The organism is Serinibacter arcticus, assembly GCF_003121705.1.
Lineage (GTDB): Bacteria > Actinomycetota > Actinomycetes > Actinomycetales > Beutenbergiaceae > Litorihabitans.
The window spans coordinates 2706378-2728854 of record NZ_PYHR01000002.1; the positions used below are offsets into that span (position 1 = coordinate 2706378).

The following is a 22477-nucleotide window of genomic DNA, read 5'->3' on the forward strand; positions in this document are numbered from 1 at the left end:
GGCTTGTCAATCGTTTGCCACCAGGCGGGCCGCCCCGCTACCGTCGTGGACGACCCCTCGGCCGGTCGCCGTCGAGTTCGATGGGGTTTTCCGCCGAGACGCTGCGACGACGCACGAGGAGACGACTGTGGAGCACACCTGGCGCTGGTTCGGGCCGGAGGATCCGGTGACGTTGGCGGAGATCCGTCAGACGGGGGCGACGGGGATCGTGCATGCGATGCACGAGATTCCCAACGACCGGCCCTGGCCGTTGGAGGCGGTCCTGGAACGCAAGGCCGTGATCGAGGAGGCCGGGCTGACGTGGTCGGTGGTGGAGTCGATCCCGGTCACGGAGTCGATCAAGCGCGGCGACGCGGGTAGGGACGAGGCTGTCGCGACGTGGATCGCGTCGTTGCGGTCGGTGGCCGCGGCCGGGATCGAGGTGGTCTGCTACAACTTCATGCCGGTCCTGGACTGGACCCGGACCGATCTTCGTCACCGCCTCCCCAGCGGGGCGTGGGCGTTGCGGTTCGACCAGGACGCGTTCGCGGCGTTCGAGCTGTTCATCCTGCAGCGGCCCGGGGCGGTGCGGGAGTATGACGACCTCGAGCAGGAGCAGGCGCGGCAGGTCTACGACGCGCTCGGTGATGCCGGGCGCGCCGAGCTGGTCGAGACGGTGATCGCGGGCCTGCCGGGGTCGGAGGAGCATCACACCCTGGAGACCCTGCGGGCGGCGATCGCGGCCTACGACACCGTGTCCGAGGCTGACCTGCGGGCCAACCTCGCGGCCTTCCTCCGGGCGGTGGTGCCGGTCGCGCAGGAGCTGGGGGTGCGGTTGGCGATCCATCCCGACGATCCGCCCCGACCGCTGCTGGGTCTGCCGCGGGTGGTCTCGACCGCCTCCGATGCGCGTGAGCTGCTGGCGGCGGCGCCGTCGGTCGCGAACGGGTTGACGTTCTGCACGGGCTCCTACGGGGTGCGGGCCGAGAACGACCTGGTCGCGATGGCGGGGGAGTTCGCCGAGCGGATCTACTTCGCCCACCTGCGCTCGACCGTGCGCGAGGAGCCGGATGCGCGGTCCTTCCACGAGGGCAATCACATCGCGGGTGATGTCGACATGGTCGGGGTCATCACCGCGCTGGTGAAGGAGGAGCGTCGGCGGGCGGCCCTGCCGCAGGGTGGTCCCCGGATCCCGATGCGTCCCGACCACGGCCACCAGATGCTCGATGACCAGCACCGCACCACCAACCCCGGCTACCCCCTCATCGGACGCCTGATCGGACTGGCCGAGCTCCGCGGGGTCGAGACCGCCGTCGCCGCACTGCTGCCCTGAAGCGCCCCGCGACCGGACCCAAATGGCCTCGCGACCGGCCCCCAAAGGGCCTCGCGACCGGACCTGAAGGGCCTCGCGAGTGGACCCGAAAGGCCTCGCGAAGGGTTAGGCGGAGGGGCCGGGCCCGTCGACGCGCGCAGCACCAGCTCGGCCGGCAGCGCCGGGGCGGCCTCCGGCTCCGTGCCCTCGATCTCGGCGAGCAGCAGCCGGACGGCGGCGTCGCCGGCCTTCCCGAGCGGGCTGCGCACCGTCGTGAGCGCCGGGCTCGCCAATGCCGCCCCGAAGATGTCGTCGAACCCGACCACGCTCAGGTCGTCGGGCACGGCGACGCCCCGCTCGCGCAGCTGCGCGATCAGGCCGAGCGCCACGAGGTCGTTGTAGGCGACGACGGCCGTCGCGCCCGACGCGAGCACCGCCGTCGCCGCCTCGCCGCCCCCCTCGAGGGTCGCCGCGTACGGACCGAGATCCACGACGTCCAGGCCGCGCGACGCTGCGGCCGCGCCGAGCAGCTCGCGTCGTCGGCGGCTCGCCCACGACGCCGGGGGCCCCGCGATCCAGCCGAGGCTGCGGTGGCCGTGCGCGTGCAGGTGGGCGACGACGTCGTCGATCGCCGTCGTGAGGTCAGGCACCAGCGTGGGCAGGCCCGCGACCTCCCGGTTCACCACGACCACCGGCGTGCGCTCGGCGAGGGCGAGCACCTCGGCGTCGTCGACGCGCGGCCCCATCAGCAGCACGCCGTCCACGGCCTGCGCGAGCCGGTCGACCGAGGCGATCTCCAGCTCGGGGGAGTCGTGGGACTCGGCGAACAGCAGGGTGTACCCGGCCGCCGTCGTCACCGCCTCCGCGCCCCTGACGAACCCGGAGTACACCGGGTTCGTCAGGTCGGAGAGCATGACGGCGATCATCCGCGTGCGCCCGGTCTGCAGCGCCCGGGCCACCGGGTTGAGGCGGTAGCCGAGCTCCGCCGCGGACGCCTGGATCCGCGCCTCCGTGGCGGCCCCGAGCCGGCCCGGCTTGTTCAGGGCGCGCGAGACGGCGGACGTGCTCACCCCCGCGTGGCGCGCGACGTCGGCGAGGGTCACCCCTCGCGCCCGCCGGACCCCCGGTTCGCTCCGTACCACGCACGCTCCTTCCAGCGACGGCCCAGCCTAGGGCGAAGCGCCCGTCAGTAGATCGTCCGTCCGCTCGCGTCGGGGACGCCGGACTTGCGGAAGAAGTACGTCCGGATCTGGTCGCGCCACTCGATCGCGCTGCGACGCTGCTCGGCCAGCCGTTCGCGGACCCGCGCGTCGAACGAGGCGGGCAGCGCCCCGCCCACGAGGTCGGCGACCGACTCCCACGCCTCCTCGACGCCGTCCAGCTCCTCGACGGCGTCGGACCGGGAGTCGTAGATGTGCTGGATCACGGTGGTGCCCGAGTGCAGCACGTGGGTGTACGGCACGTGGTGGAAGAACAGCACGAGCTCGTCCGGGCAGGTCTCGAGCGACTCGTAGACGTCGTGCCACGGCTGCGGGTACTGCCCGGTGAAGCCGGTCCCGGTCGCCCGCGTGCGGTCCACGCCCACGCCGTCGCGATCGGCGAAGTGGTACGTGCCCCACGCCGAGTACTCGTAGCCGTCGACGTCGGGCCCGTAGTGCTGGCGCGTCGGGCTCACCATGAAGCAGACGCCGAGCGGCGCGGTGTAGCCCTCGTACCGGCGCCAGGACTCGTCCATCACGGAGTGCAGCACCGCGCGCAGCCGCGTGAGGTCGGCGTCGTCGGCCCCCGCGAAGGTCAGTGCGATCCACTCGTCCAGAACGTCCTGCGCCCGCAGCGTCGGGTCCCAGGCGAGCCGGCCGAACGCGTACAGGTTGGCCTGCGCGAGCGGGTGCCCGGTCCAGAACTCGTCCGAGCCCACGTTGGAGACGGCGGAGATCCCGCCCGGGCGCCCGCCGCCCTCACCGGCGACGATCTGCGCGACCGACCGCTCGCCGTCGAGCGGGAAGGAGAGGATCTCGCTCCACCACGGCGCCAGGTAGCAGACGTGCTTCTGCTGACCCGTGTACTCCTGCGTCACCTGCAGCTCCAGGGCCACGCGGGTGCGGGGCATCGCCGCGATGACCGGCGAGACGGCCTCGCGCACCTGGAAGTCCAGCGGGCCGTGCTTGACCTGCAGCACCACGTTCGGCTCGAACGAGCCGTCCAGCGGCGCGAAGTGGTCGAACGAGGCGCGGGCGCGGTCGGTGCGGCGGTCGCGCCAGTCCTGGTGGTGGTTGTAGACGAACGCGCGCCAGATCAGCGTGCCGTCGTGCGGGGCGAGCGCCCGCGCGAGCACGTTCGCGCCGTCGGCGTGGGTGCGGCCGTAGGCGAACGGCCCGGGCTGACCCTCGGAGTCGGCCTTGACGAGGAAGCCGCCGAAGTCCTCGATGACGTCGTAGACGCGGGCGGCCGCCGTCGCCCACCACTGCTCGACGGCCGGCTCGAGGGGGTCGGAGGTGTCCAGGTCGCCGAGCAGCACCGGGGACCCGAACGAGACCGACAGGTAGGTGCGGATGCCGTAGGGCCGCAGCGCGTCGGCGATGCGCGCGACGTCGGGCAGCCCGTCGGTGAGCAGCCGCGCCTCGCGGGCGTGCACGTTGACGTTGTTGATCGCGACGGCGTCGACCCCCGTCGCGGCCAGCAGTCGCGCGTACTCGCTCACCCTGCTCAGGTCGGCCCGCACCTCGCCGTCGGCGTAGAAGATCGACCCGCCCGAGTAGCCGCGCTCGATCTGCCCCATCACGGGGTGCACGGCGATGTTGTCCCAGTGGTCGAGCATCCGCAGCGGCTGGTGCGGTGCGGACGCGGTGACGCCGTCGGCCGGGACGGCGCCGGTGAGGCGCGCGACGGCGGTCTCCCGCACGAACGCGTAGAACCCGCGCAGCGCGGCGACGTCGTCGTGCCCGAGCACGAGGGTCCGGCCCGCCTCGCGGACGAGGACGTAGCCGTGCGGCGCCGGGTCGGGCAGCGCGGTGAGCGTGGTCAGGCCGAGGTCGGCGGGGGTGGCGACGGCGTCGCGCACCGCCACCACTAGCTCTGCCCGTGCGGACGTCCCCTCGGGGGCGCCGGACAGCTCGGCGCGGACGGTGTCGAGCAGGCCGTGGCCGAGGACGGCGACGCTGCGGGTGCGCACGGCGTCCAGGGCGGCGTCGGGCAGCCAGGCGGCGTGCGGGGTCGGGGTGGACGTGGGCGTGGACGTGAGCGAGGAGGTGGTCATGGCTCCGAGGGGGATCGGTGGGCGGCAGGGTGGTCGGGGGGCCGGCGGGCAGCGTGGCCAGTGAGCGGCACGGTCAGCGGGCAGCGCGGTCGGTGACGTGGTCGGGCACGAGCAGGGTGGTGAGGTCGGGTCGCCACAGCGGCGTGGTGTGCCAGCGCACGTCGAGCGCGCCGGCGGGGTCGCGGCGCACGAGCAGCCGGTGGGGCGAGCTCGTCACCACGAGGTGGGCCAGCGCGGAGCCGTCGGCGCGTCGCTCGCCGCGCGTCGCCGTCGCGAGCCCGCGCTCGCCGTGCGGCACCCGGGCGTGGCGCCAGTCGCCGTCGGGCACCGGCAGCACCACCGACCCGTGGCCGAGCGGGAACCGCAGCTCCCAGCCCGCGCCGCCGTCGGCGTCGCGCAGCTCCCAGCCGACGGGGTCGATCGCCTCGCCCGGGATCCCGGCCACGACGGCGTCGCGCGCGCCCCAGGAGTCGGCGGCCACGACGCGCTCGGCCAGCAGTGCGGCGGCCTCGTCGTCGGGCGGCAGCGCGTCGTCGGCGAGCTCCGCGAGCAGCGCCCAGAACGCGTCCAGCGTGCGCTGCACATCGGTCGTCGCGCCGAGGTAGCCGATCACGAGGCCGCGCTCGGGCACCGCGACGCCGAGCTGGCCGTAGGCGCCGTCGAGCCGGAAGCCGTGCCGGCTGCGCCACAGGTGCAGCCCGTAGCCGTGCGCCCAGTCGCCGGTGGTTCCGGGCTCGCCGCCGTCCCCCGCCGACTCGGACGGGAGCGGGGTGGCGGGGGTGGTCATCGCCGCCACGACCTCGGCCGGCACGAGGCGGTGCCCGCCCGCGCAGCCGTCCTGCGCGATCAGCAGGGCGAGACGCGCGAGGTCCTCCGCCGTCAGGTGGAGCCCAGAGAACCCCTCGTCGAGGTCGCCGAGGGGGCGCCACCAGCGCTCGCCGATCCCCAGCGGGTCGAGCAGTCGCGGCCGCACGTAGTCCCCGAGCCGCTCGCCGGTCAGCGTCGTGACGATCTGCGAGAGCGCGAAGCTCGCGGGGGAGCTGTAGGCGAAGTGGCCGCCCGGCGCGTGCTCGGGCGGGGTGGTCAGCAGCGCCTCCACCGAGAACGGCAGCGCCAGCGTCTGCTCGCGGGAGTGGCCGGTGGCCATCGCCAGCAGGTGCCGCACGGTGAGGCCGTGCGGGTTGGGGAGGTCGAGGTGGGTCTCGAGCCGGTCGTCGAGCGTCAGGCGCCCCTCGCCCACGAGCAGCCCGATCCCCAGCGCGGTGACGGTCTTGGAGACGGAGTAGACGAGCGCGGGGCCGTCGGTGTCGTAGGGGCGCCAGGCGGTGCGCAGCACCACGTCGCCGTGCCGCAGCACGACGAGGGCGTGCGGGTCCAGGCCGTCCTCGAGGCGGTCCAGCAGGGCCAGCAGCGCACGTTCGGGGACCCCGCGCGACGACGGCGTCGCTCGGTCGAGGTGGGGCATCGGTGCTCCAGGGGGTGGGGGTGAGGGGCGGTCGGGTCAGACGGCGCCCGGGGTGGGCGTCGGAGGGGGTGGTGCCGTCGAGGCGCGCACCACCAGCTCGGTGCCGAGCTCGACCTGCGTCGTCGGCGCGGGGCCGCCGGCCGACAGCGTGAGCAGCATCCGCGTGGCGAGCGACGCCATCTCGCGCAGCGGCTGGTTGATCGTGGTGAGGGCGGGGTTGAGCCACTGCGTGATCGGCAGGTTGTCGTACCCCACGACCGAGACGTCCTCGGGGATGCGCAGTCCGAGCTCGCGGGCGGCGCGCATGACGCCGAGCGCCTGGTAGTCCGAGCCGGCGAAGATCGCGGTGGGGCGGTCGGGCAGCGACAGCAGCTCCCGCCCGAACCGGTAGCCGCTCTCGGCGTCGAACGCCCCCCAGCGCACCAGCGCGGGATCGCGCGGCAGCTGGGCCTCGTCGTGCGCCGAGCGGTAGCCGTCGACGCGGGCGCGGGAGCACAGCACGTCGTCGGGACCCGAGATGACGGCGATCCGCCGGTGGCCGAGCCCGACCAGGTGACGCGTGGCGGCGAGGCCACCGTTCCAGTTGTTCGACCCGACGGTGGGCACCCCGGCGGGCGGCTCGCCCTGGGTGTCGAGGACCACGAACGGGATCGAGCGCGAGCTGAGCTGGTGGCGGTGGGTCTCGTCGAGGCTGGAGAGCACGAGCAGCACGCCCAGCGGGCGGCGCGCCATCACGTCGTCGATCCACTCCTGGGGCGGGCGGTGCGAGCCGCCGAGCTCGGAGAGCACGACGCCGACGCGCTGCTCGCCGCACACCCGCTCGACGCCGGTGATGATCTCCTGCGCCCACAGGTTGTCGGCCTGGTGGAAGACCAGGTCGAGCAGGCGCGGGCCGCTGCCGTTCGTGGGTCCGGCCACGGGTTTGCGGTAGCTGTGGCGGGCGAGCGCCTCCTCGACGCGCGACCGCGTCCCGGGGGCGACGTCGAGCCGGCCGTTGAGCACCTTGGAGACGGTCGGCACCGAGACGCCGACCTCTCGGGCGATGTCCGCGATCGTCGCGCGGGTCTGTGCCACGTTGTTTCTCCTTCGAAAGTGTCGCCAGCCTAGCCCCATCCGGGCGTGAGGTGGGTCACTGATCAAACGTTTGCCATTGGGGGTTGACGGATCGCCGACGCGCTCCGTACGGTCGTGGCACTAAAGATATCGGAGACGATGTCGAAATGTTTCGACCACAGCGGAGTGGGGACGGATGACTGACCAGACGCAGGCACCCTGGCACGACACCCGGCGAGGTGTGCCCGAGCGCGTCGAGGCCCTCGTGGCGGAGATGACGCTCGAGGAGAAGGTGAGCCAGCTCGTCGGCCTGTGGGTCGGGGCGGACGCCTCGGGCGGCGACGTGGCCCCCCACCAGGGCGACATGACGCAGAACGGTCCGGAGCTGGCGGACGTGATCGTCGGTGGCCTCGGCCAGCTCACGCGCCCGTTCGGGACCGCGCCCGTCGACCCCGCCCTCGGGGCGCGGTCGCTGGCCCGGTCACAGCGCGCGGTGATGGCGGCCAACCGGTTCGGCATCCCCGCGCAGGTGCACGAGGAGTGCCTCGCCGGCTTCGCCGCCTGGGGCGCCACCGCCTACCCCGTCCCGCTCTCGTGGGGCGCCACCTTCCACCCCGAGCTCGTGCAGGAGATGGCTGCGCAGATCGGTGAGTCCCTCCGCTCGGTCGGCGTCCACCAGGGCCTCGCCCCCGTGCTCGACGTCGTCCGCGACTACCGCTGGGGACGCGTGGAGGAGACCATCGGCGAGGACCCCTACCTCGTGGGCACGGTCGGTGCCGGCTACGTGCGCGGTCTCGAGAGCACCGGCCTGGTCGCCACGCTCAAGCACTTCGCGGGCTACTCCGGCTCCCGCGCCGCCCGCAACCACGCGCCGGTCTCCGCCGGCCCGCGCGAGATGCAGGAGATCTTCTACCCGCCGTTCGAGATGGCGCTGCGCGAGGGCGGGGCCCGCTCGGTGATGAACTCCTACGCCGACGTCGACGGCGTCCCCGCCGCCGCAGACGAGCAGCTGCTCACCGGCCTGCTCCGCGAGGACTGGGGCTTCGAGGGCGTCGTCGTGGCGGACTACTTCGCGATCGCGTTCCTGCGCACGCTGCACCGCGTGGCGGCGACCGACGGCGAGGCCGCGGCGCTCGCGCTGACGGCCGGCATCGACGTCGAGCTGCCCTCGGTGTTCGCCTACGGCGAGCCGCTGATCGAGGCGGTCCGCACGGGTGCGCTGGACGTGGCGGTCGTCGACCGCGCGCTGCGGCGCGTGCTGGAGCAGAAGGCGCAGCTCGGGCTGCTCGACGCGGGCTGGACGCCCGAGGTCGACGGCGAGATCGACCTCGACGCCCCGGCCCACCGCGAGGTGGCGCTGCAGCTCGCCCGCGAGGCGGTCGTCCTGCTGGCGAACGACGGCGGGGCCCTCCCGCTCGCTCCGGCCGCCCGGCTCGCGGTGCTCGGCCCGCTCGCCGACGACCCCTTCGGGATGCTCGGCTGCTACTCCTTCCCCGCGCACGTCGGGGTCCACCACCCCGACCACGCGACGGGCATCGAGATCCCCTCGGTCCTGGCCGAGCTGCGCACCCACCACGCCGGTGAGGTGACCTTCGCCCGGGGCTGCGACGTCAAGGCCCCCGGCCGCGAGGGCTTCGAGGAGGCCGTGGCGGCCGCGCGGGCCGCGGACGTCGCCGTCGTCGTCGTCGGCGACCAGGCCGGGCTGTTCGGCCGCGGCACGTCGGGGGAGGGCTGCGACGCCGCCGACCTCCGTCTTCCCGGCGAGCAGCAGGCGCTCGTCGAGGCGGTGCTGGAGTCGGGCACCCCCGTCGTCGTGCTGGCGCTCGCGGGCCGGCCGTACGCGTTCGGCACGTTCGCCGACCGCGCCGCCGCCCTCGTGCAGACGTTCTTCCCCGGCCAGCTCGGCGGGCGCGCGATCGCCGAGGTCCTCACGGGCGCGGTCAACCCCTCCGGCCACCTGCCGGTCGGGATCCCGCGCGACGCCGGCTCCCAGCCCTCGACCTACCTCGCGCCGCCCTACGGCCGACGCAACGAGGTCTCCAACATCGACCCGACGCCGCTGTACCCGTTCGGGCACGGCCGCTCCTACGCCGAGGCGACCTGGGGCGCGGTCACCAGCACCGGTCCGACCTGGGACGTCGACGGCGAGGTCGAGGTGGGCGTGGACGTCACCAACACCACGGACACCACGGTGGCCGACGTCGTGCAGGTCTACCTCCACGACCCGGTCGCCCAGGTGCCGCGGCCCGACCACAAGCTGATCGGCTACCAGCGCCTGACCCTCGCCCCGGGTGAGACGGGCCGGGTCTCCTTCCGGATCCACGCGGATCTCACGTCCTACGTGAACCGCGCGGGGGAGCGGATCGTCGAACCCGGCGCCGTCGAGCTGCGCGTGGCGCGCTCGAGCCTCGACGTGCACGAGGTCGTCCCGCTCGAGATCGTCGGCGCGCAGCGACCGGCCGGTGCGGCCCGACGGCTCGTCACCTCCTCCACCGTGGCGCTCGCCGCCCGCGCGGGAGCGTCCGAGACGGTGGTGCCGGCATGAGCCTCACCGGGCCGGAGGCCACGCGCGGGGCCGACGCCCCGGCGACGCCCGGCGTCGCCGCCGTCGCCCTCGAGGAGAAGACGGTCGTCCCGCGCCGCAAGACCCGCCGCGACGGCAGCGCCAAGCTGACCTGGCGCAAGGCGCTGCGTCGCGACTGGCAGCTGTACACGTTCCTCATCGTGCCGCTGGTGTTCCTGCTGATCTTCCGCTACCTGCCGATGCTGGGAAACATCATCGCCTTCCGGCGGTTCCGTCCCGGCGGCTCGATCTTCGGCGACGAGTGGGTGGGCCTGTACTACTTCGAGGCCTTCATCAACAACCAGCAGTTCTGGACGGTGTTCTGGAACACCGTCATCCTCGGCGGGCTCACGCTGCTGATCTGCTTCCCGCTCCCGATCGTGCTCGCGCTCCTGCTGAACGAGCTCCGCTCGCGGCGCGCGAAGAAGTTCGTGCAGACGATCTCCTACCTGCCGCACTTCATGTCGATCGTCATCGTGGCCGGCCTCGTGCTGCAGCTCACGGCGGTCAACGGCACGGTGAACCAGATCGTGGAGGCGTTCGGCGGTGACGCGGTCGCCTTCATGCAGAGCCCGGAGTGGTTCCGCACGATCTACGTCTCCTCCGAGGTGTGGCAGACCGTGGGTTGGGGAACGATCCTCTACCTGGCCGCGCTGACCACCATCGACTCCCAGCTCTACGAGGCCGCGCGCATCGACGGCGCGAACCGGTGGAAGCAGACCTGGCACATCACGCTGCCCGGCATCCGCCCCACGATGATGGTGCTGCTCATCCTGAACATCGGGTCGTTCATGGCGGTGGGCTTCGAGAAGGTCCTCCTGCTGCAGAACCCGTTGATCTACTCGACGGCCGACGTCATCTCGACCTATCTCTACCGGGTCGGCATCCAGTCGGCCCAGTTCTCCTACGGCACCGCGATCGGCCTCTTCGAGGCCCTGATCGGGCTGGTGCTCGTCCTCAGCGCGAACGCCATCTCGCGCCGCGTGGTTGGAGCCTCGCTGTGGTGACCGATCCCCTGACCAGGACGCCCGACATCGCGGAGGTCCGCCCCGAGGGCGGCTCCCTCAAGGACACGACGGGCTACCGCGTGTTCCGCGTGGTGAACGTCGTCATCCTCACGCTCGTCTGCGCCGTCACGCTCTACCCGTTCCTCAACCTGATCGCGAAGGCGTTCTCCTCGGAGGGCTTCATCGCGGCCGGCGAGGTCAACCTCATCCCGCGCGGCTTCAACACGGCCACGTTCGCCGCCGTGATGAGCGACCCGCTGTTCTGGACGAACTACCGCAACACGTTCGTCTACACGGTGCTCGGGACGGTGATCGCGATGGCGATCACCACGACGTACGCCTACGCGATCAGCCGGCCGCGACTCAAGGGCCGCACGTTCTTCGTCGGCATCGCCGTCTTCACGATGTTCTTCAGCGGCGGCCTCATCCCGAACTACATCCTCGTGGCCAACTTCCTGGGCTGGCGCAACTCGATGTGGGCGATCGTCGTCCCCGGGGCGCTGTCGGTCTTCAACCTCCTGGTCATGAAGTCGTTCTTCGAGAACTTCCCGGTCGAGCTCGAGGAGGCGGCCTCGATCGACGGCCTGTCCACCTACGGCGTCTTCGCCCGGATCGTCCTCCCGCTGTCGAAGGCCGTCATCGCGACGATGACGCTCTTCTACGCCGTCAGTCTGTGGAACTCGTGGTTCAGCGCGTTCCTCTACCTCGACGACAAGAACCTGTTCCCAGTCACGGTCTACCTGCGCAACCTCATCGCGGCCGCCACCGGCACCGAGGCCGTCACGGGTGGCGCCGGGGGCGACGCCGTCCAGATCGGCGCCAACATCCAGTCGGTCACCATGCTCCTCACGGTGCTGCCGATCATCTGCTTCTACCCGTTCATCCAGAAGTTCTTCGTCTCGGGCGTGATGCTCGGGTCGGTCAAGGGATGAGCACCCGCCCCACGCGTCGAAACGACGACGTTTCACTCGAAGGAGACAGCACCATGATCACCACCCGCAACAGATGGACGACGGCCGTGGCCGCCGCGGCGGCCTGCGCCGTTCTCGCCGCCTGCTCGAGCGGCGGTGGAGGCACCGGAGGTGGCGACGCCGACGGCGAGGCCGGCATCGGCGAGGCCCAGTCCGTGGGCGCGATGGAGGAGTTCGAGGCCGGCACCACGTTCCGGGCGACCGAACCGCTCGAGTTCTCCCTGATGTACCGCGACCACCCGAACTACCCGGTGCTGGGTGACTGGCTCGCGTTCTCCACGCTCGAGAGCGAGCAGAACGTCACCTTCAGCCGCACCGACGTGCCGCTGGCCGACTGGGACCAGAAGAAGGCGCTGCTCATCGGTGCCGGTGACGCCGCGGAGCTCATCCCGGTCACCTACCCGGGCCAGGAGGTCCAGTTCATCAGCGGCGGGGCGATCCTGCCGGTCTCGGACTACCTCGAGTACATGCCGAACTACACGCAGAAGGTCGAGGACTGGGGCCTCCAGGACGACATCGACGCGCAGCTGCGCCAGGCCGACGGCAAGTACTACCTGCTGCCCGGCCTGCGCGAGATCCCGGACGTGCAGTACTCGGTCGTCATCCGCGAGGACCTGTTCGCGAACGCCGGCATCACCGAGGACCCGGAGGACTGGGAGGAGTTCGCCGAGCAGCTCGAGCAGGTCAAGGCCGCGAACCCCGGGCTCTCCCACGCGTGGTCGGACCGCTGGACCGACAGCACGCCGCTGGGCTCCGCGCTCAACGTCATGGCGCCGACCTTCGGGACGTCGGCCGGCTGGGGCTACGAGAACGCCTGGTACGACCAGGAGGCCGAGGAGTTCGTGCTGGCCGGGACCACGGACGCCTACCGCGACCTGGTCACCTACGCCGCCGGCCTCGTCGCCGACGGGTCGCTCGACCCGGAGGTCACGCAGAGCGACGACCAGGCGATCCAGAAGTTCGTCTCGGGCTCGTCGGCCGCGATCTCCGGCAACACGCAGGAGCTCACGTCCTACCGCACGAAGTTCGCCGACAGCGGTCAGGCCGACGTGCCGCTGCGTCTGATCGAGATCCCCGACGGCCCGTTCGGCAACTACCTCTCCGGCAGCCAGCTCTCCTCCGGTCTCATGATCTCCGCGAAGGCCGCCGAGCAGCCGCACTTCAAGGCGCTGCTGCAGTTCGCGGACTGGCTCTACTACTCCGACGAGGGCATCGAGTTCGCCCAGTGGGGCGTGGAGGGTGAGACCTACACCAAGGACGCCGAGGGCGTGCGCACGCTCGAGCCGACCATCGGCTGGAACGCCCTCAACCCGGACGCGCCGGAGCGCCTGAACGCCGACTACGGCTTCAGCAACGGCGTCTTCCTGCTGGCCAACGGGTCCACCACGGACCTGCTGCAGTCGGTGATGTCCGAGGAGATCCAGACCTGGACCGACGAGGTGCTCGCCGGCAAGGAGACCCTCCCGGTCTCTCCGTCCCCGCAGTTGGAGGAGCTCGAGCTCGAGCAGACCTCCCTGCTGGACACCCAGATCCAGGACGCCGTGATGGCCGCGACCGCCGCGTTCATCACCGGTGGCCGCTCGCTCGACACCTGGGACACCTACGTCTCCGAGATCGAGGGTCTGGGCGCCACGCAGCTCATCGACACCTACAACGCCGCGCTCGAGCGGCAGCAGGGCTGAGTCGACGGCCGCCCCACCCGGACCCCAGGTCCGGGCGGGGCGGCCGCGTCGCGCCCGGCCCTGTCGGGTACGGCCCCAGCCCGCCGTCCCCGCACCGCCCGAGTCGGACCACCGGAGCTCCCATGACTCACGTCCTCGTCCCCGCCACCCCGCAGCGCACGCTGACCGACGCCTGGCGCGCCTGCGTCGGCACCGGCCGCACACGCGAGGTGCTGCACGCCGACTACCGCGACTCGCTCGCGCTCGTGCAGCGCGAGATCACCTTCGGCGCCACCCGCGCGCACGGGATCCTGCACGACGACATGGGCCTCGTGCGCCGCTACGAGCACGAGGGCGTCGCCGGCACCCGGTACTCCTTCAGCTACGTCGACCTCGTCATCGACACCTGGCTCGAGGCCGGCATCGCGCCGTTCCTCGAGCTCGGGTTCATGCCGCGCGACCTGGCCTCGGGCGAGCAGACCATCTTCTGGTGGCAGGGCAACGTGACACCGCCGCGCGACGCGCGCGAGTGGGCCGACCTCGTCGCCGCGCTGCTGCGCCACCTGGTGGCGCGCTACGGCGTCGAGCAGGTCCGCACCTGGCCCGTGGAGGTGTGGAACGAGCCGAACCTGCCGGACTTCTGGAGCGGGTCGGAGGCGGACTACCACGACCTGTACGAGGTGACCGCGCACGCGGTGAAGGAGGTCGACGCCGAGATCGCCGTCGGCGGCCCCGCCGTCTCCCCGGGGGCGGACGACTGGCTGCCGCGGTTCGCCGACGTCGTCGAGCGCCGGGACCTGCCGTGCGACTTCGTGAGCAAGCACGCCTACACCAGCGGTCCCGCGCAGCACGTGCCGTTCGGGACCTACCAGACGCTGCGCCCCGCGTCCCACCTGCTCGAGCAGTTCGCGACGCCGTCGACGCTGCTGGCGGGGACGGCCCTGGCGGGCCTGCCGGTCCACATCACCGAGTTCTCCTCCTCCTACCGCCCCGACAACCCGATCCACGACACCGCCTACCAGGCCGCCTACCTCGCCCCGGTGCTCGCCGCCGGCGGTGACCACGTCGCCTCCTTCTCCTACTGGACGCTGTGCGACGTGTTCGAGGAGGTCGGGATCCCGACCGCGCCCTTCCACGGCGGGTTCGGCCTGCTCGGTCACCGCCAGGTGCGCAAGCCCGTGTTCCACCTCTACGCCTTCGCCGCCGCGCTGGGCGCGGACGTGCTGGCCCGCGGCGGGGACCACCTCGTCACGCGGCACCCCGACGGCCGGATCGCGGCGCTGCTGTGGCAGCCCCTCGACCCGACCCGCGTGGCCGAGGCCGGGCACACCGTCCGCCTCGACCTCTCGGTCGCCGCGCCTCAGGTGCACGTCAGCGAGCGCCACGTCGACGCCGAGCGCGGCAACGCCCGCACCGCCTGGCAGGCGATGGGCTCCCCGCTCGCACCGTCGGCGCGGGCCACCGAGGACCTGCACGCCGCCTCCGTCCCGGCCTACCGGGGACGGGCCGTCCGCGCCGAGGGCGGCCGCGTCGTCGTCGACGTCGAGCTCGGCCGGCACGGGATCGCGCTGGTCGAGGTGGCGCCGACCGACCCGCAGCCCGCACCCTGGCTGGACGAGGGCCGCCTGCTCGGCGGCCCGGGGACGAAGGGATGACCGCCATGACGGAGCGCGGTGCCACCGGCGCGGAGGAGGTCGGCCGGGGACCGCTCTCGCGCGGGACGGCGGCGTTCTACCGATACCTCGTGCTCACGGCCCTGATCGCGCTGACGACCCTGCCGGGGAGCGTGCTCGCGTTCCTGCTGCACCGGGACGCCTCCAACGCCCCGCTGTTCGCGCTCGCGCTGGTGCCGCTCGCGCCCGCGCTGTCGGCCGCCCTGTACGCCCAGCGGGAGTGGGAGCGCGACGACGACCAGCGCCCCGCGCGCCCGTTCTGGCGCGGCTACCGACGCAACCTCGGCGACGTGCTGCGGTGGTGGGTGCCGGCGCTCGCGCTCGGGACCGTGCTCGCGATCAACCTCGCCGGGGCGGGCCTGGTCGCCGGGGCCGCGTTCTACGTGCCGGTCAGCCTGCTGCTCCTCGTCGTCCTCGCCTTGCTCTGCGCGCAGATGCTCGTCATCACCGCCACGCTCAGCTTCCGCACGGTCGACGCCGCGCGCATCGCGCTGCACGGCCTCGTGCGGTACTGGCGGTTCGACGTCGCCGTGCTCTGCCTCCTGCTCGTCGTCGGCGCGCTCGTGGTCCTGGCCTGGGACCCCGCGCCGATCCTCGCCTCCGGCGTGCTCCTCGCCATGCTCCGCCCGTTCGCCCGACCCGTCGTCGCCGACGTCACCGAGAGGTTCACCACCCGTGACTGACCCGCAGCTCCCGACCGCCCCGACCGCTGCCACCACCCCCGTGTCCGTGCCGCTCCCGCTGGCGCCGCTGCGCACCCCGGCGCCCGCGCCGACCCCCGCGCGCCTGCCGGCCACGCCCGGCCTCGCGTTCGGCGGCGACTACAACCCCGAGCAGTGGGGCAAGGACGTCTGGGACGCGGACTACGAGGCGTTCGACGCCGCCCGCATCACCACCGTCACGCTCGGCGTGTTCATCTGGTCGCTCACGCAGCCGGCGGAGGACACGTTCGACTTCACGGTGCTCGACGAGATCGTCCAGCGGGCCGCCGACGAGGGCCGCACGATCTGCCTCGCCACCGGCACCGGCGCGCTGTCGCCCTGGATCGCCCGCGCCCACCCCGAGGTGACGCGCGTCGACTTCGAGGGGCGCAAGCACCGCTACGGACAGCGACACAACGCGTGCTGGAGCTCGCCGCACTTCCGCCGGCTCGCCGTCGGGATCGCGGGGAAGGTGGCCGAGCGCTACGCCGACCACCCGGCGGTCGTCGCGTGGCACATCGGCAACGAGTACGGCGGCGACGGCGGGGCCTGCTACTGCGACCTGTGCGCGGCCGAGTTCCGCCTGTGGCTGCAGCAGTGCTACGGCACGCTGGACGAGCTCAACGAGGCCTGGAACACGACGTTCTGGTCGCACCGGTTCGGCGACTGGGACGAGATCGTGCCGCCGAGCGCCCTGACGGAGCACTGGAAGGGGCGCGGCTACACCGCCTTCCAGGGCATCACGCTGGACTACTACCGGTTCACCACCGACAACGCGATCCGGCAGTACAACGAGGAGAAGGCCGCGATCCGGCAGTTCTCCGACCTGCCCGCGACCACCAACTTCATGGGCTTCTTCCAGCCGCTGGACTACCACCGCTGGGCGCCCCACCTCGACTTCGCCTCCTGGGACAACTACCCGCCGCGCAGCGACGAGCCGTGGCGCACCGCGCTGACGCACGACCTCATGCGCGGTCTGAAGGACGGCGCCCCGTTCTGGCTGATGGAGCAGACGCCGACCGTCACCGCGTCGCGCGACGTCAACCCGGTGCGCCGCCCCGGCATCATGCGGCTGTGGTCCTGGCAGGCCGTCGCGCACGGCTCCGACTCGGTCCTGTACTTCCAGATGCGGCAGTCACGGGGCGCGTGCGAGATGACGCACGGCGCCGTGCTCGACCACTCCGGGCGCCTGGACACCCGCGCCTTCCGCGAGGTCGCCGGCCTCGGCGCCGAGCTCGAGCGGGCGGGCGAGGCCCTGCGCGGCGGCCGGACGCCGGCGCGCGTCGCGCTCCTGGTGGACTGGGACTCCTGGTGGGCCGTGGAGATGGCCGACGGGCCCAACCGCCTCGTGAAGTACGCCCCGACGGTGCTGGAGTGGGGCCGGGCGCTGTGGGAGGCGGGCGCGCAGCTCGACGTCGTGCCCGTGACGGCGGACCTCGGCGGGTACGACGTCGTGGCCGCGCCCCTGCTGCACCTCGTGGCCGGTGACCTGCCGGAGCGGCTCGCGGCCGTGACGGCGCGCGGCGGCACCGTCGTCACCGGCTACCTCTCGGGCCGGGTCGACGAGGACGACCGCCGGTTCCTCGCCGACGTGCCCGGCCCGCTGGCCGACCTCGTGGGTGTGCGCGTCACCGAGACGGACGCGGCCGAGCCGGAGGTCGGCAACCCGGTGGCGTTCGACGGCGACGCCCCGCTCGAGGTCCCCGGCCGGATGATCTTCGAGCTGCTGGAGCCGCACCCCGGCACCGAGGTCGTGGCGCGCTACGGCGCCGACTTCTACGCGGGCGTCCCGGCCGTGACCCGGCGCCGCACCCCGGCGACGGGTGACGCGGCGGGCGACGGCGAGGCCTGGTACCTCGGCACGCAGCTCGACCAGCCGGGCCTGGCCCACGTGCTCCGCCGCGTGCTCGCGCGGCACGACCTCCTCGGGCCGTACGCCGACGTCCCCGGGCTCGAGCTCGCCACGCGCGTGGCGCCGTCGGGCGGTCAGGTCGACCTCCTGCTCCACCACGGCACCGAGGCCGTCACCGTGGCGCTGCACGCGAGCGGCACGGACCTGATCACGGGCCGTCGGCTGCTGGCCGGCGAGGAGCTGCGCCTCGAGCCGACCGACGTCGTCGTGCTGGCGCTGTCGTGACCACCATCGAGCGGGCCGAGGTCCTGCTCACCTCGCCCGGCCGGAACTTCGTCACGCTGCGGATCACGACGTCGGACGGCGTCACCGGGCTCGGTGACGCGACCCTCAACGGGCGCGAGCTCGCCGTCGCGAGCTATCTGCGCGACCACGTCGTGCCGCTCCTGGTCGGCCGCGACCCGGCGCGCATCGAGGACCTGTGGCAGTACCTGTTCCGCGGCGCCTACTGGCGCCGCGGCCCGGTGACGATGACCGCGATCGCCGCGGTCGACGTCGCGCTCTGGGACGTCAAGGGGAAGGTGGCCGGCCTGCCGGTCTACCAGCTGCTGGGCGGCCGCTCCCGCGAGCAGGTGCTGGTCTACACGCACGCCTCCGGCGAGAGCGTGCCCGAGATGCTCGAGGACGCCGACCGCGCCCGCGAGCTCGGGTACGCGGCGATCCGCGTGCAGGCCGCCGTGCCGGGGATCGCGGGCACGTACGGCGTGAAGAAGAACGGTCGGTACGAGCCCGCCGACCACGCGCTGCCGCAGGAGCAGCCCTGGTCGACGGAGGCCTACCTGGCGTTCGCGCCCGACTACCTGCGCGCCGCGCGCGAGCACCTGGGCGCCGAGGTCCACCTCCTGCACGACGTCCACCACCGGCTCACGCCGCTGGAGGCGGCCCGGTTCGGGCGCAGCGTGGAGGACGTCGGCCTCTACTGGATGGAGGACCCCACGCCGGCCGACAGCCAGGACGCGTTCCGGCTGATCCGTCAGCACACGACGACGCCGATCGCCGTCGGGGAGGTCCTGACCTCGATCTGGGACGTCAAGGACCTCATCACCGAGCAGCTCGTCGACTACGTCCGCTGCTCGGTCGTGCACGCGGGCGGGATCACGCACCTGCGGCGCATCTACGACCTCGCGGCCCTGTACAACGTGCGGTCGGGCTCGCACGGCGCCTCCGACCTCTCACCCGTGACGCAGGCCGCCGCGACCCACCTCGCGACGGCGATCCCGAACTTCGGGATCCAGGAGCACATGGGCTACCCGGACCTGACGGCGGAGGTGTTCCACGGCGGTGCCCGCTACGACGGCGGGGCGCTGCACGTGGACGACGTCCCCGGTCTCGGCGTGGAGTACGACGACGCCGCGGCGGCCCGGTTCGAGTACTCGCCGAAGTACCTGCCGGTCGCCCGCCGGCTGGACGGGTCCGTGCACGACTGGTGAATCCCGGGTGAGGCTGCGGGCGGGGCTCGCGCGGACCGTTCGTGTCACCGGCCGGACACCTGCCGGTGCGACACTCCTCCCATGCTCGACACTCCCGACTACGAGGTGCACGACGTCGCGTGGGTGCGCGACCTGCTCGCCCGTCGACCCTGGATGACGATCGTCGCCGCGCCCGGCGGCGTCCCCACGGCCACGCACATGCCGGTGCTGCTGGAGGACGCCCCGGCCGGTGACCCCGGCGCGCCGCTCACCCTCGTCACCCACCTCGGCATCCCCGACGACGAGATCCTCGGCCTCGCCGACGGCGTCGAGGTGCTCGTGGTCGTCGAGGGCGCGAGCGGCTACGTCTCACCCGGCTGGTACGCCTGGGGTCCGGCGGTGCCGACCTGGAACTACGAGGCCGCACACCTGCGTGCCCGCGTCGAGATGCTCGACGCCGAGGCCACCTGGGACGCGCTGGTCGCCACGATCGACGTCTTCGAGCGCGAGCGCTCCGAGCCGTTCGTCCTCACGACGGCGGGCCCGGGCGGCACCGACGACCTGGCCTACGCGCGCCGCATCCAGCGCGGCGTGGTCGGCGCGCGCCTGCACGTCACGTCGTGGCAGGCCAAGAGCAAGCTGTCGCAGGACAAGCCGCCGGAGGTCGTGGCGCGCATCGTGCGCGGCCTGGAGACCGACGGCGACCCGCACGCGGACGCGGGCCTCGCCGTCGCGATGCGGACGGCGCACGGGCTCGGGAGCCGCGGCCACGCGGGAGCCGGCCTCGCGGGGGACGTGGCGTGACCGCCGTCCTGACCCCGACCCTGACCCTCCTGCGCGGCGCCCGGCTCGTCGGTGCGGACGCGCCCGTCGACGTCCGGCTCGCGGCCGGCCGGATCGCGGGGATCGCCCCGGCCGGCACGCTCACCCACGAGCGCGGCGAGGACGTCGTCGAGCTCGCCGGGCGCTGGCTCGTGCCCGGTCTGTGGGATGCGCACGTCCACTCCGTCCAGCACGCGCTCGCGGCGCAGCGGCTCGACGTCAGCGGCGCCACGTCCGCGCGCGAGGCCGCCGACCTCGTCGCCGAGCGCGCCGCGTTCCTGCCCGCGGGGAGCGAGGGCGTGCTCGTGGGCTACGGCTTCCGCGACGCCGCGTGGCCCGACGTCCCCTCGACCGAGCTGCTGGACCGTGCGGCGCCGGGGCTCGCCGTCGTGCTCGTCAGCGGCGACCTGCACTGCGGCTGGTTCTCGACGGCGGCGCTCGCGCGGTTCGACCGCGTCGCGCCCGACGGCACCGGCCTCGTGCGCGAGGACGAGTTCCTCCCGATCGCGGGCGACCTCGACAACGCGGGCGACGCCGTCCGCGACCGGTGGGTGCTGTCCGCGGCGGCCGAGGCGGCCAGGCGCGGCGTGGTGGGTGTGGCCGACTACGAGGCCGAGGACCCGCTCTCGTGGTCGCGCCGCGCGACGGCCGGCGAGGTGCCGCTGGCCCTGCGCGTGCGCGCGGGCGTGTGGCCGCAGTTCCTGGCGGAGACCATCGCGGCCGGCCGCCGCACGGGGGACGCGCTGCCGGGGTCGCCGCGCGACGCCGTCGGGCAGGCGCTCGTGACGGTCGGCCCGCTGAAGGTGATCACGGACGGCTCGCTCAACACGCGCACCGCCTACTGCCACGACCCCTACCCGGGCACGAGCGACCGGGGCGTGCTCACCTACGCCCCGAGGAGCTGCGCGACCTCATGGGCCGCGCGCACGCGGCCGGGCTCCGGTGCGCGATCCACGCGATCGGCGACGACGCGTGCGGACTCGCGCTCGACGCGTTCGCCGCCACCGGCGCGCGCGGCAGCATCGAGCACGCCCAGCTGCTGGCCGGCCGCGACGTGCCGCGGTTCGCGGAGCTCGGCGTCGTCGCGAGCGTGCAGCCCGCACACCTCCTGGACGACCGCGACGTCGCCGGCGACCTCTGGCCCGGACGGACCGACCGCGCGTTCGTGCTGGCCGCGCTGCACGCGCACGGCGCGTCGCTGGTGCTCGGTTCGGACGCCCCCGTGGCGCCGCTGGACCCGTGGCTCGCGATCGCCGCGGCCGTCCGTCGTACGGGCGACGAGCGCCCGGCCTGGCACCCGGAGCAGCGGCTTGAGGCGACGACGGCGCTCGCGAGCTCGACCGACGGGCGCGGCACGACGCCGTCCGTCGGTGAGGTCGCCGACCTGGCGATCACCGACGTCGACCCGCTGGCCGCCGACCCCGGGACGAGCGTCGCCGGGACGCTGCTCGCGGGGGAGTGGACGCACCGCGGGGAGATTTGAGGCCCCGCGCGAGGATGACGCAACACAGAGTTCACCCGACCGCCACGCGGGCGTCGCCCAACCGGCCACGGGGCGTCCTAGCGTCGCTGCCATGACCACGACAGCACCGGTCGCACCGACGACGACCACGCTCACCCTCGTCCGCCACGGGCAGACGCACCTCAACGCCCGCCGCATCATGCAGGGCTCCTGCGACTCCCCGCTCACCCGCACCGGCCGCGCCGGCGTGCTCGTGACCGCGCAGCACCTGTCCACCCACGACTTCGACGCCGCCTACTCCTCCCCGCAGGGTCGCGCCGTCATGACGGCGGTCGAGATCGTCCGCCACCACGCGGACCTCCCGCTGCGCAGCGTCCAGGGCCTGCGCGAGTTCTCCTTCGGCGCCTACGAGCGCCGCCCCGAGCGCGAGCTCGACGAGGTCGAGCCGTGGGCCGAGCTCATCCCCCGCGTGCTCTCGGGTCAGCACCCCGGCCTGCCCGGGGGCGGCGAGTCGGGCGAGGCGTTCATGGACCGCGTCCGCACGACGTTCTCCGAGATCGTGGACGCGCACCCCGGCGAGCACGTGCTCGTGGTCGGCCACGGGCTCACGCTCGGCGCCTACCTCGCCACGATCGACCCGGTCGGCCTGGTGCCGCTGCCCAACGCGTCGGTGTCCACCGTCGAGGTGGTGCGCGAGCCCGGGACCGACGTCACGATCTCGCGGATCCTCTCCGTCGCGGTCGACGTCGCCGGCCACGGCTCGCTGTCCGCCCGCCCGGCGCCCGCCGTCGTCGGCGTGCGCGAGGCCGAGCGGGTCGCCTGACCGAGGGCCTAGGCTGACGCCCCCGCACGTCTGTCAGCAGGAGGCACCCATGTCCGGCACCACCCTTCCCGAGCCCGTCGCCCGCGTGGTCGCGGCCATCAACGACGCCGACATCGACGCGTTCGTCGACGCCTTCACGCCCGACGGCGTGGTGAACGACTGGGGCCGCGTGCTCACGGGTCCCGAGGGCGTGCGGTCGTGGGGGCAGAGCGACGCCATCGGCGCCGGCGCCCGGATGACGGTCGTCGAGGCCACCACCGACGGCGACACGACGATGATCACCTTCGACTGGCGCAGCTCGGTCTTCAACGGTCGCTCGGACGCGTACGTCACCGTGCGCGACGGGAAGGTCGCGGAGTTCCGCATCCCGCCGTCGCACTGACGGGGCGTGTGTCGCGGACGACGCGG

At 73.3% G+C, this 22477-nt stretch carries 16 protein-coding genes and 1 pseudogene; 13 read left to right on the plus strand and 4 right to left on the minus strand.

Going from position 1 to position 22477, the window contains the following annotated elements; translation table 11 throughout:
* Positions 1-127: 127 nt before the first annotated feature.
* On the plus strand, positions 128-1312 hold the full coding sequence (uxuA, locus tag C8046_RS12150) for a mannonate dehydratase (RefSeq protein ID WP_109229677.1): 1185 nt from the start codon (positions 128-130) through the stop codon (positions 1310-1312).
* Here uxuA and C8046_RS12155 read toward each other — a convergent pair.
* The 4 genes from C8046_RS12155 to C8046_RS12170 all read right to left on the minus strand — a co-directional run bounded on the left by C8046_RS12155 (position 1234) and on the right by C8046_RS12170 (position 7086).
* On the minus strand, positions 1234-2433 hold the full coding sequence (locus C8046_RS12155) for a LacI family DNA-binding transcriptional regulator (RefSeq protein WP_109229678.1): 1200 nt from the start codon (positions 2431-2433) through the stop codon (positions 1234-1236). The two genes, uxuA and C8046_RS12155, sit on opposite strands and share 79 nt — an antisense overlap.
* A gap of 44 nt (positions 2434-2477) precedes the next feature.
* On the minus strand, positions 2478-4547 hold the full coding sequence (locus C8046_RS12160; protein WP_109229679.1) for an alpha-glucuronidase: 2070 nt from the start codon (positions 4545-4547) through the stop codon (positions 2478-2480).
* A 73-nt stretch (positions 4548-4620) separates the two neighbouring features.
* Positions 4621-6012, minus strand: a complete 1392-nt coding sequence (locus tag C8046_RS12165) for a serine hydrolase domain-containing protein (protein WP_109229680.1) — start codon at positions 6010-6012, stop codon at positions 4621-4623.
* A gap of 36 nt (positions 6013-6048) precedes the next feature.
* Entirely contained in the window at positions 6049-7086 is a 1038-nt protein-coding gene (locus C8046_RS12170; RefSeq protein WP_235866306.1) for a LacI family DNA-binding transcriptional regulator, read from the minus strand.
* A 175-nt stretch (positions 7087-7261) separates the two neighbouring features.
* Between C8046_RS12170 and C8046_RS12175 the strand changes: the two genes are divergently transcribed.
* From C8046_RS12175 to C8046_RS12230, 12 genes and pseudogenes are all read left to right on the plus strand, one after another.
* A complete protein-coding gene (locus tag C8046_RS12175) occupies positions 7262-9610 on the plus strand; it encodes a beta-glucosidase family protein (RefSeq protein WP_109229682.1) in 2349 nt (782 codons plus the stop codon).
* Positions 9607-10635, plus strand: a complete 1029-nt coding sequence (locus tag C8046_RS12180; protein ID WP_199224464.1) for an ABC transporter permease — start codon at positions 9607-9609, stop codon at positions 10633-10635. Before C8046_RS12175 ends, C8046_RS12180 begins: the two co-directional genes overlap by 4 nt.
* Positions 10632-11567 carry a carbohydrate ABC transporter permease gene (locus C8046_RS12185; RefSeq protein WP_235866307.1) on the plus strand — a complete coding sequence of 312 codons (936 nt, stop codon included), beginning with the start codon at positions 10632-10634 and terminating at the stop codon, positions 11565-11567. Before C8046_RS12180 ends, C8046_RS12185 begins: the two co-directional genes overlap by 4 nt.
* Before the next feature lie 53 nt (positions 11568-11620).
* Positions 11621-13288, plus strand: coding sequence for an extracellular solute-binding protein (locus C8046_RS12190; protein WP_109229684.1), 1668 nt, complete (start codon positions 11621-11623; stop codon positions 13286-13288).
* Positions 13289-13410: 122 nt separating this feature from the next.
* Positions 13411-14922 (plus strand): GH39 family glycosyl hydrolase, encoded by a 1512-nt coding sequence (locus C8046_RS12195; protein ID WP_109229685.1) that lies wholly within the window; start codon positions 13411-13413, stop codon positions 14920-14922.
* The gene (locus C8046_RS12200; RefSeq protein ID WP_109229686.1) at positions 14919-15623 is read left to right on the plus strand and encodes a YesL family protein; all 705 of its coding nucleotides are present in this window, start codon (positions 14919-14921) and stop codon (positions 15621-15623) included. The genes C8046_RS12195 and C8046_RS12200 overlap by 4 nt, the downstream gene beginning before the upstream one ends.
* On the plus strand, positions 15616-17778 hold the full coding sequence (locus C8046_RS12205; RefSeq protein WP_235866308.1) for a beta-galactosidase: 2163 nt from the start codon (positions 15616-15618) through the stop codon (positions 17776-17778). The genes C8046_RS12200 and C8046_RS12205 overlap by 8 nt, the downstream gene beginning before the upstream one ends.
* Positions 17775-18983: a D-mannonate dehydratase ManD gene (gene manD, locus C8046_RS12210; protein ID WP_109229687.1), complete on the plus strand. Its 1209-nt coding sequence runs from the start codon at positions 17775-17777 to the stop codon at positions 18981-18983. Before C8046_RS12205 ends, manD begins: the two co-directional genes overlap by 4 nt.
* Positions 18984-19064: 81 nt before the next feature.
* The gene (locus C8046_RS12215) at positions 19065-19766 is read left to right on the plus strand and encodes an FMN-binding negative transcriptional regulator (RefSeq protein WP_109229688.1); all 702 of its coding nucleotides are present in this window, start codon (positions 19065-19067) and stop codon (positions 19764-19766) included.
* A 170-nt stretch (positions 19767-19936) separates the two neighbouring features.
* Positions 19937-21267 (plus strand): annotated as a pseudogene (locus C8046_RS12220) (amidohydrolase).
* Between the two features lie 91 nt (positions 21268-21358).
* Positions 21359-22069: a histidine phosphatase family protein gene (locus tag C8046_RS12225; RefSeq protein ID WP_109229689.1), complete on the plus strand. Its 711-nt coding sequence runs from the start codon at positions 21359-21361 to the stop codon at positions 22067-22069.
* A gap of 49 nt (positions 22070-22118) precedes the next feature.
* Positions 22119-22451 (plus strand): nuclear transport factor 2 family protein, encoded by a 333-nt coding sequence (locus tag C8046_RS12230; RefSeq protein ID WP_109229690.1) that lies wholly within the window; start codon positions 22119-22121, stop codon positions 22449-22451.
* Positions 22452-22477 lie beyond the last annotated feature (26 nt).

Excerpts from the sequence above, each read along its gene's own strand:
- C8046_RS12160 (WP_109229679.1), bottom strand. The coding sequence starts at position 4,547 with ATGACCACCTCCTCGCTCACGTCCACGCCCACGTCCACCCCGACCCCG.
- C8046_RS12165 (WP_109229680.1), bottom strand. The coding sequence starts at position 6,012 with ATGCCCCACCTCGACCGAGCGACGCCGTCGTCGCGCGGGGTCCCCGAA.
- C8046_RS12175 (WP_109229682.1), top strand. The coding sequence starts at position 7,262 with ATGACTGACCAGACGCAGGCACCCTGGCACGACACCCGGCGAGGTGTG.
- C8046_RS12180 (WP_199224464.1), top strand. The coding sequence starts at position 9,607 with ATGAGCCTCACCGGGCCGGAGGCCACGCGCGGGGCCGACGCCCCGGCG.
- C8046_RS12190 (WP_109229684.1), top strand. The coding sequence starts at position 11,621 with ATGATCACCACCCGCAACAGATGGACGACGGCCGTGGCCGCCGCGGCG.
- C8046_RS12195 (WP_109229685.1), top strand. The coding sequence starts at position 13,411 with ATGACTCACGTCCTCGTCCCCGCCACCCCGCAGCGCACGCTGACCGAC.
- C8046_RS12200 (WP_109229686.1), top strand. The coding sequence starts at position 14,919 with ATGACCGCCATGACGGAGCGCGGTGCCACCGGCGCGGAGGAGGTCGGC.
- C8046_RS12215 (WP_109229688.1), top strand. The coding sequence starts at position 19,065 with ATGCTCGACACTCCCGACTACGAGGTGCACGACGTCGCGTGGGTGCGC.
- C8046_RS12225 (WP_109229689.1), top strand. The coding sequence starts at position 21,359 with ATGACCACGACAGCACCGGTCGCACCGACGACGACCACGCTCACCCTC.
- C8046_RS12230 (WP_109229690.1), top strand. The coding sequence starts at position 22,119 with ATGTCCGGCACCACCCTTCCCGAGCCCGTCGCCCGCGTGGTCGCGGCC.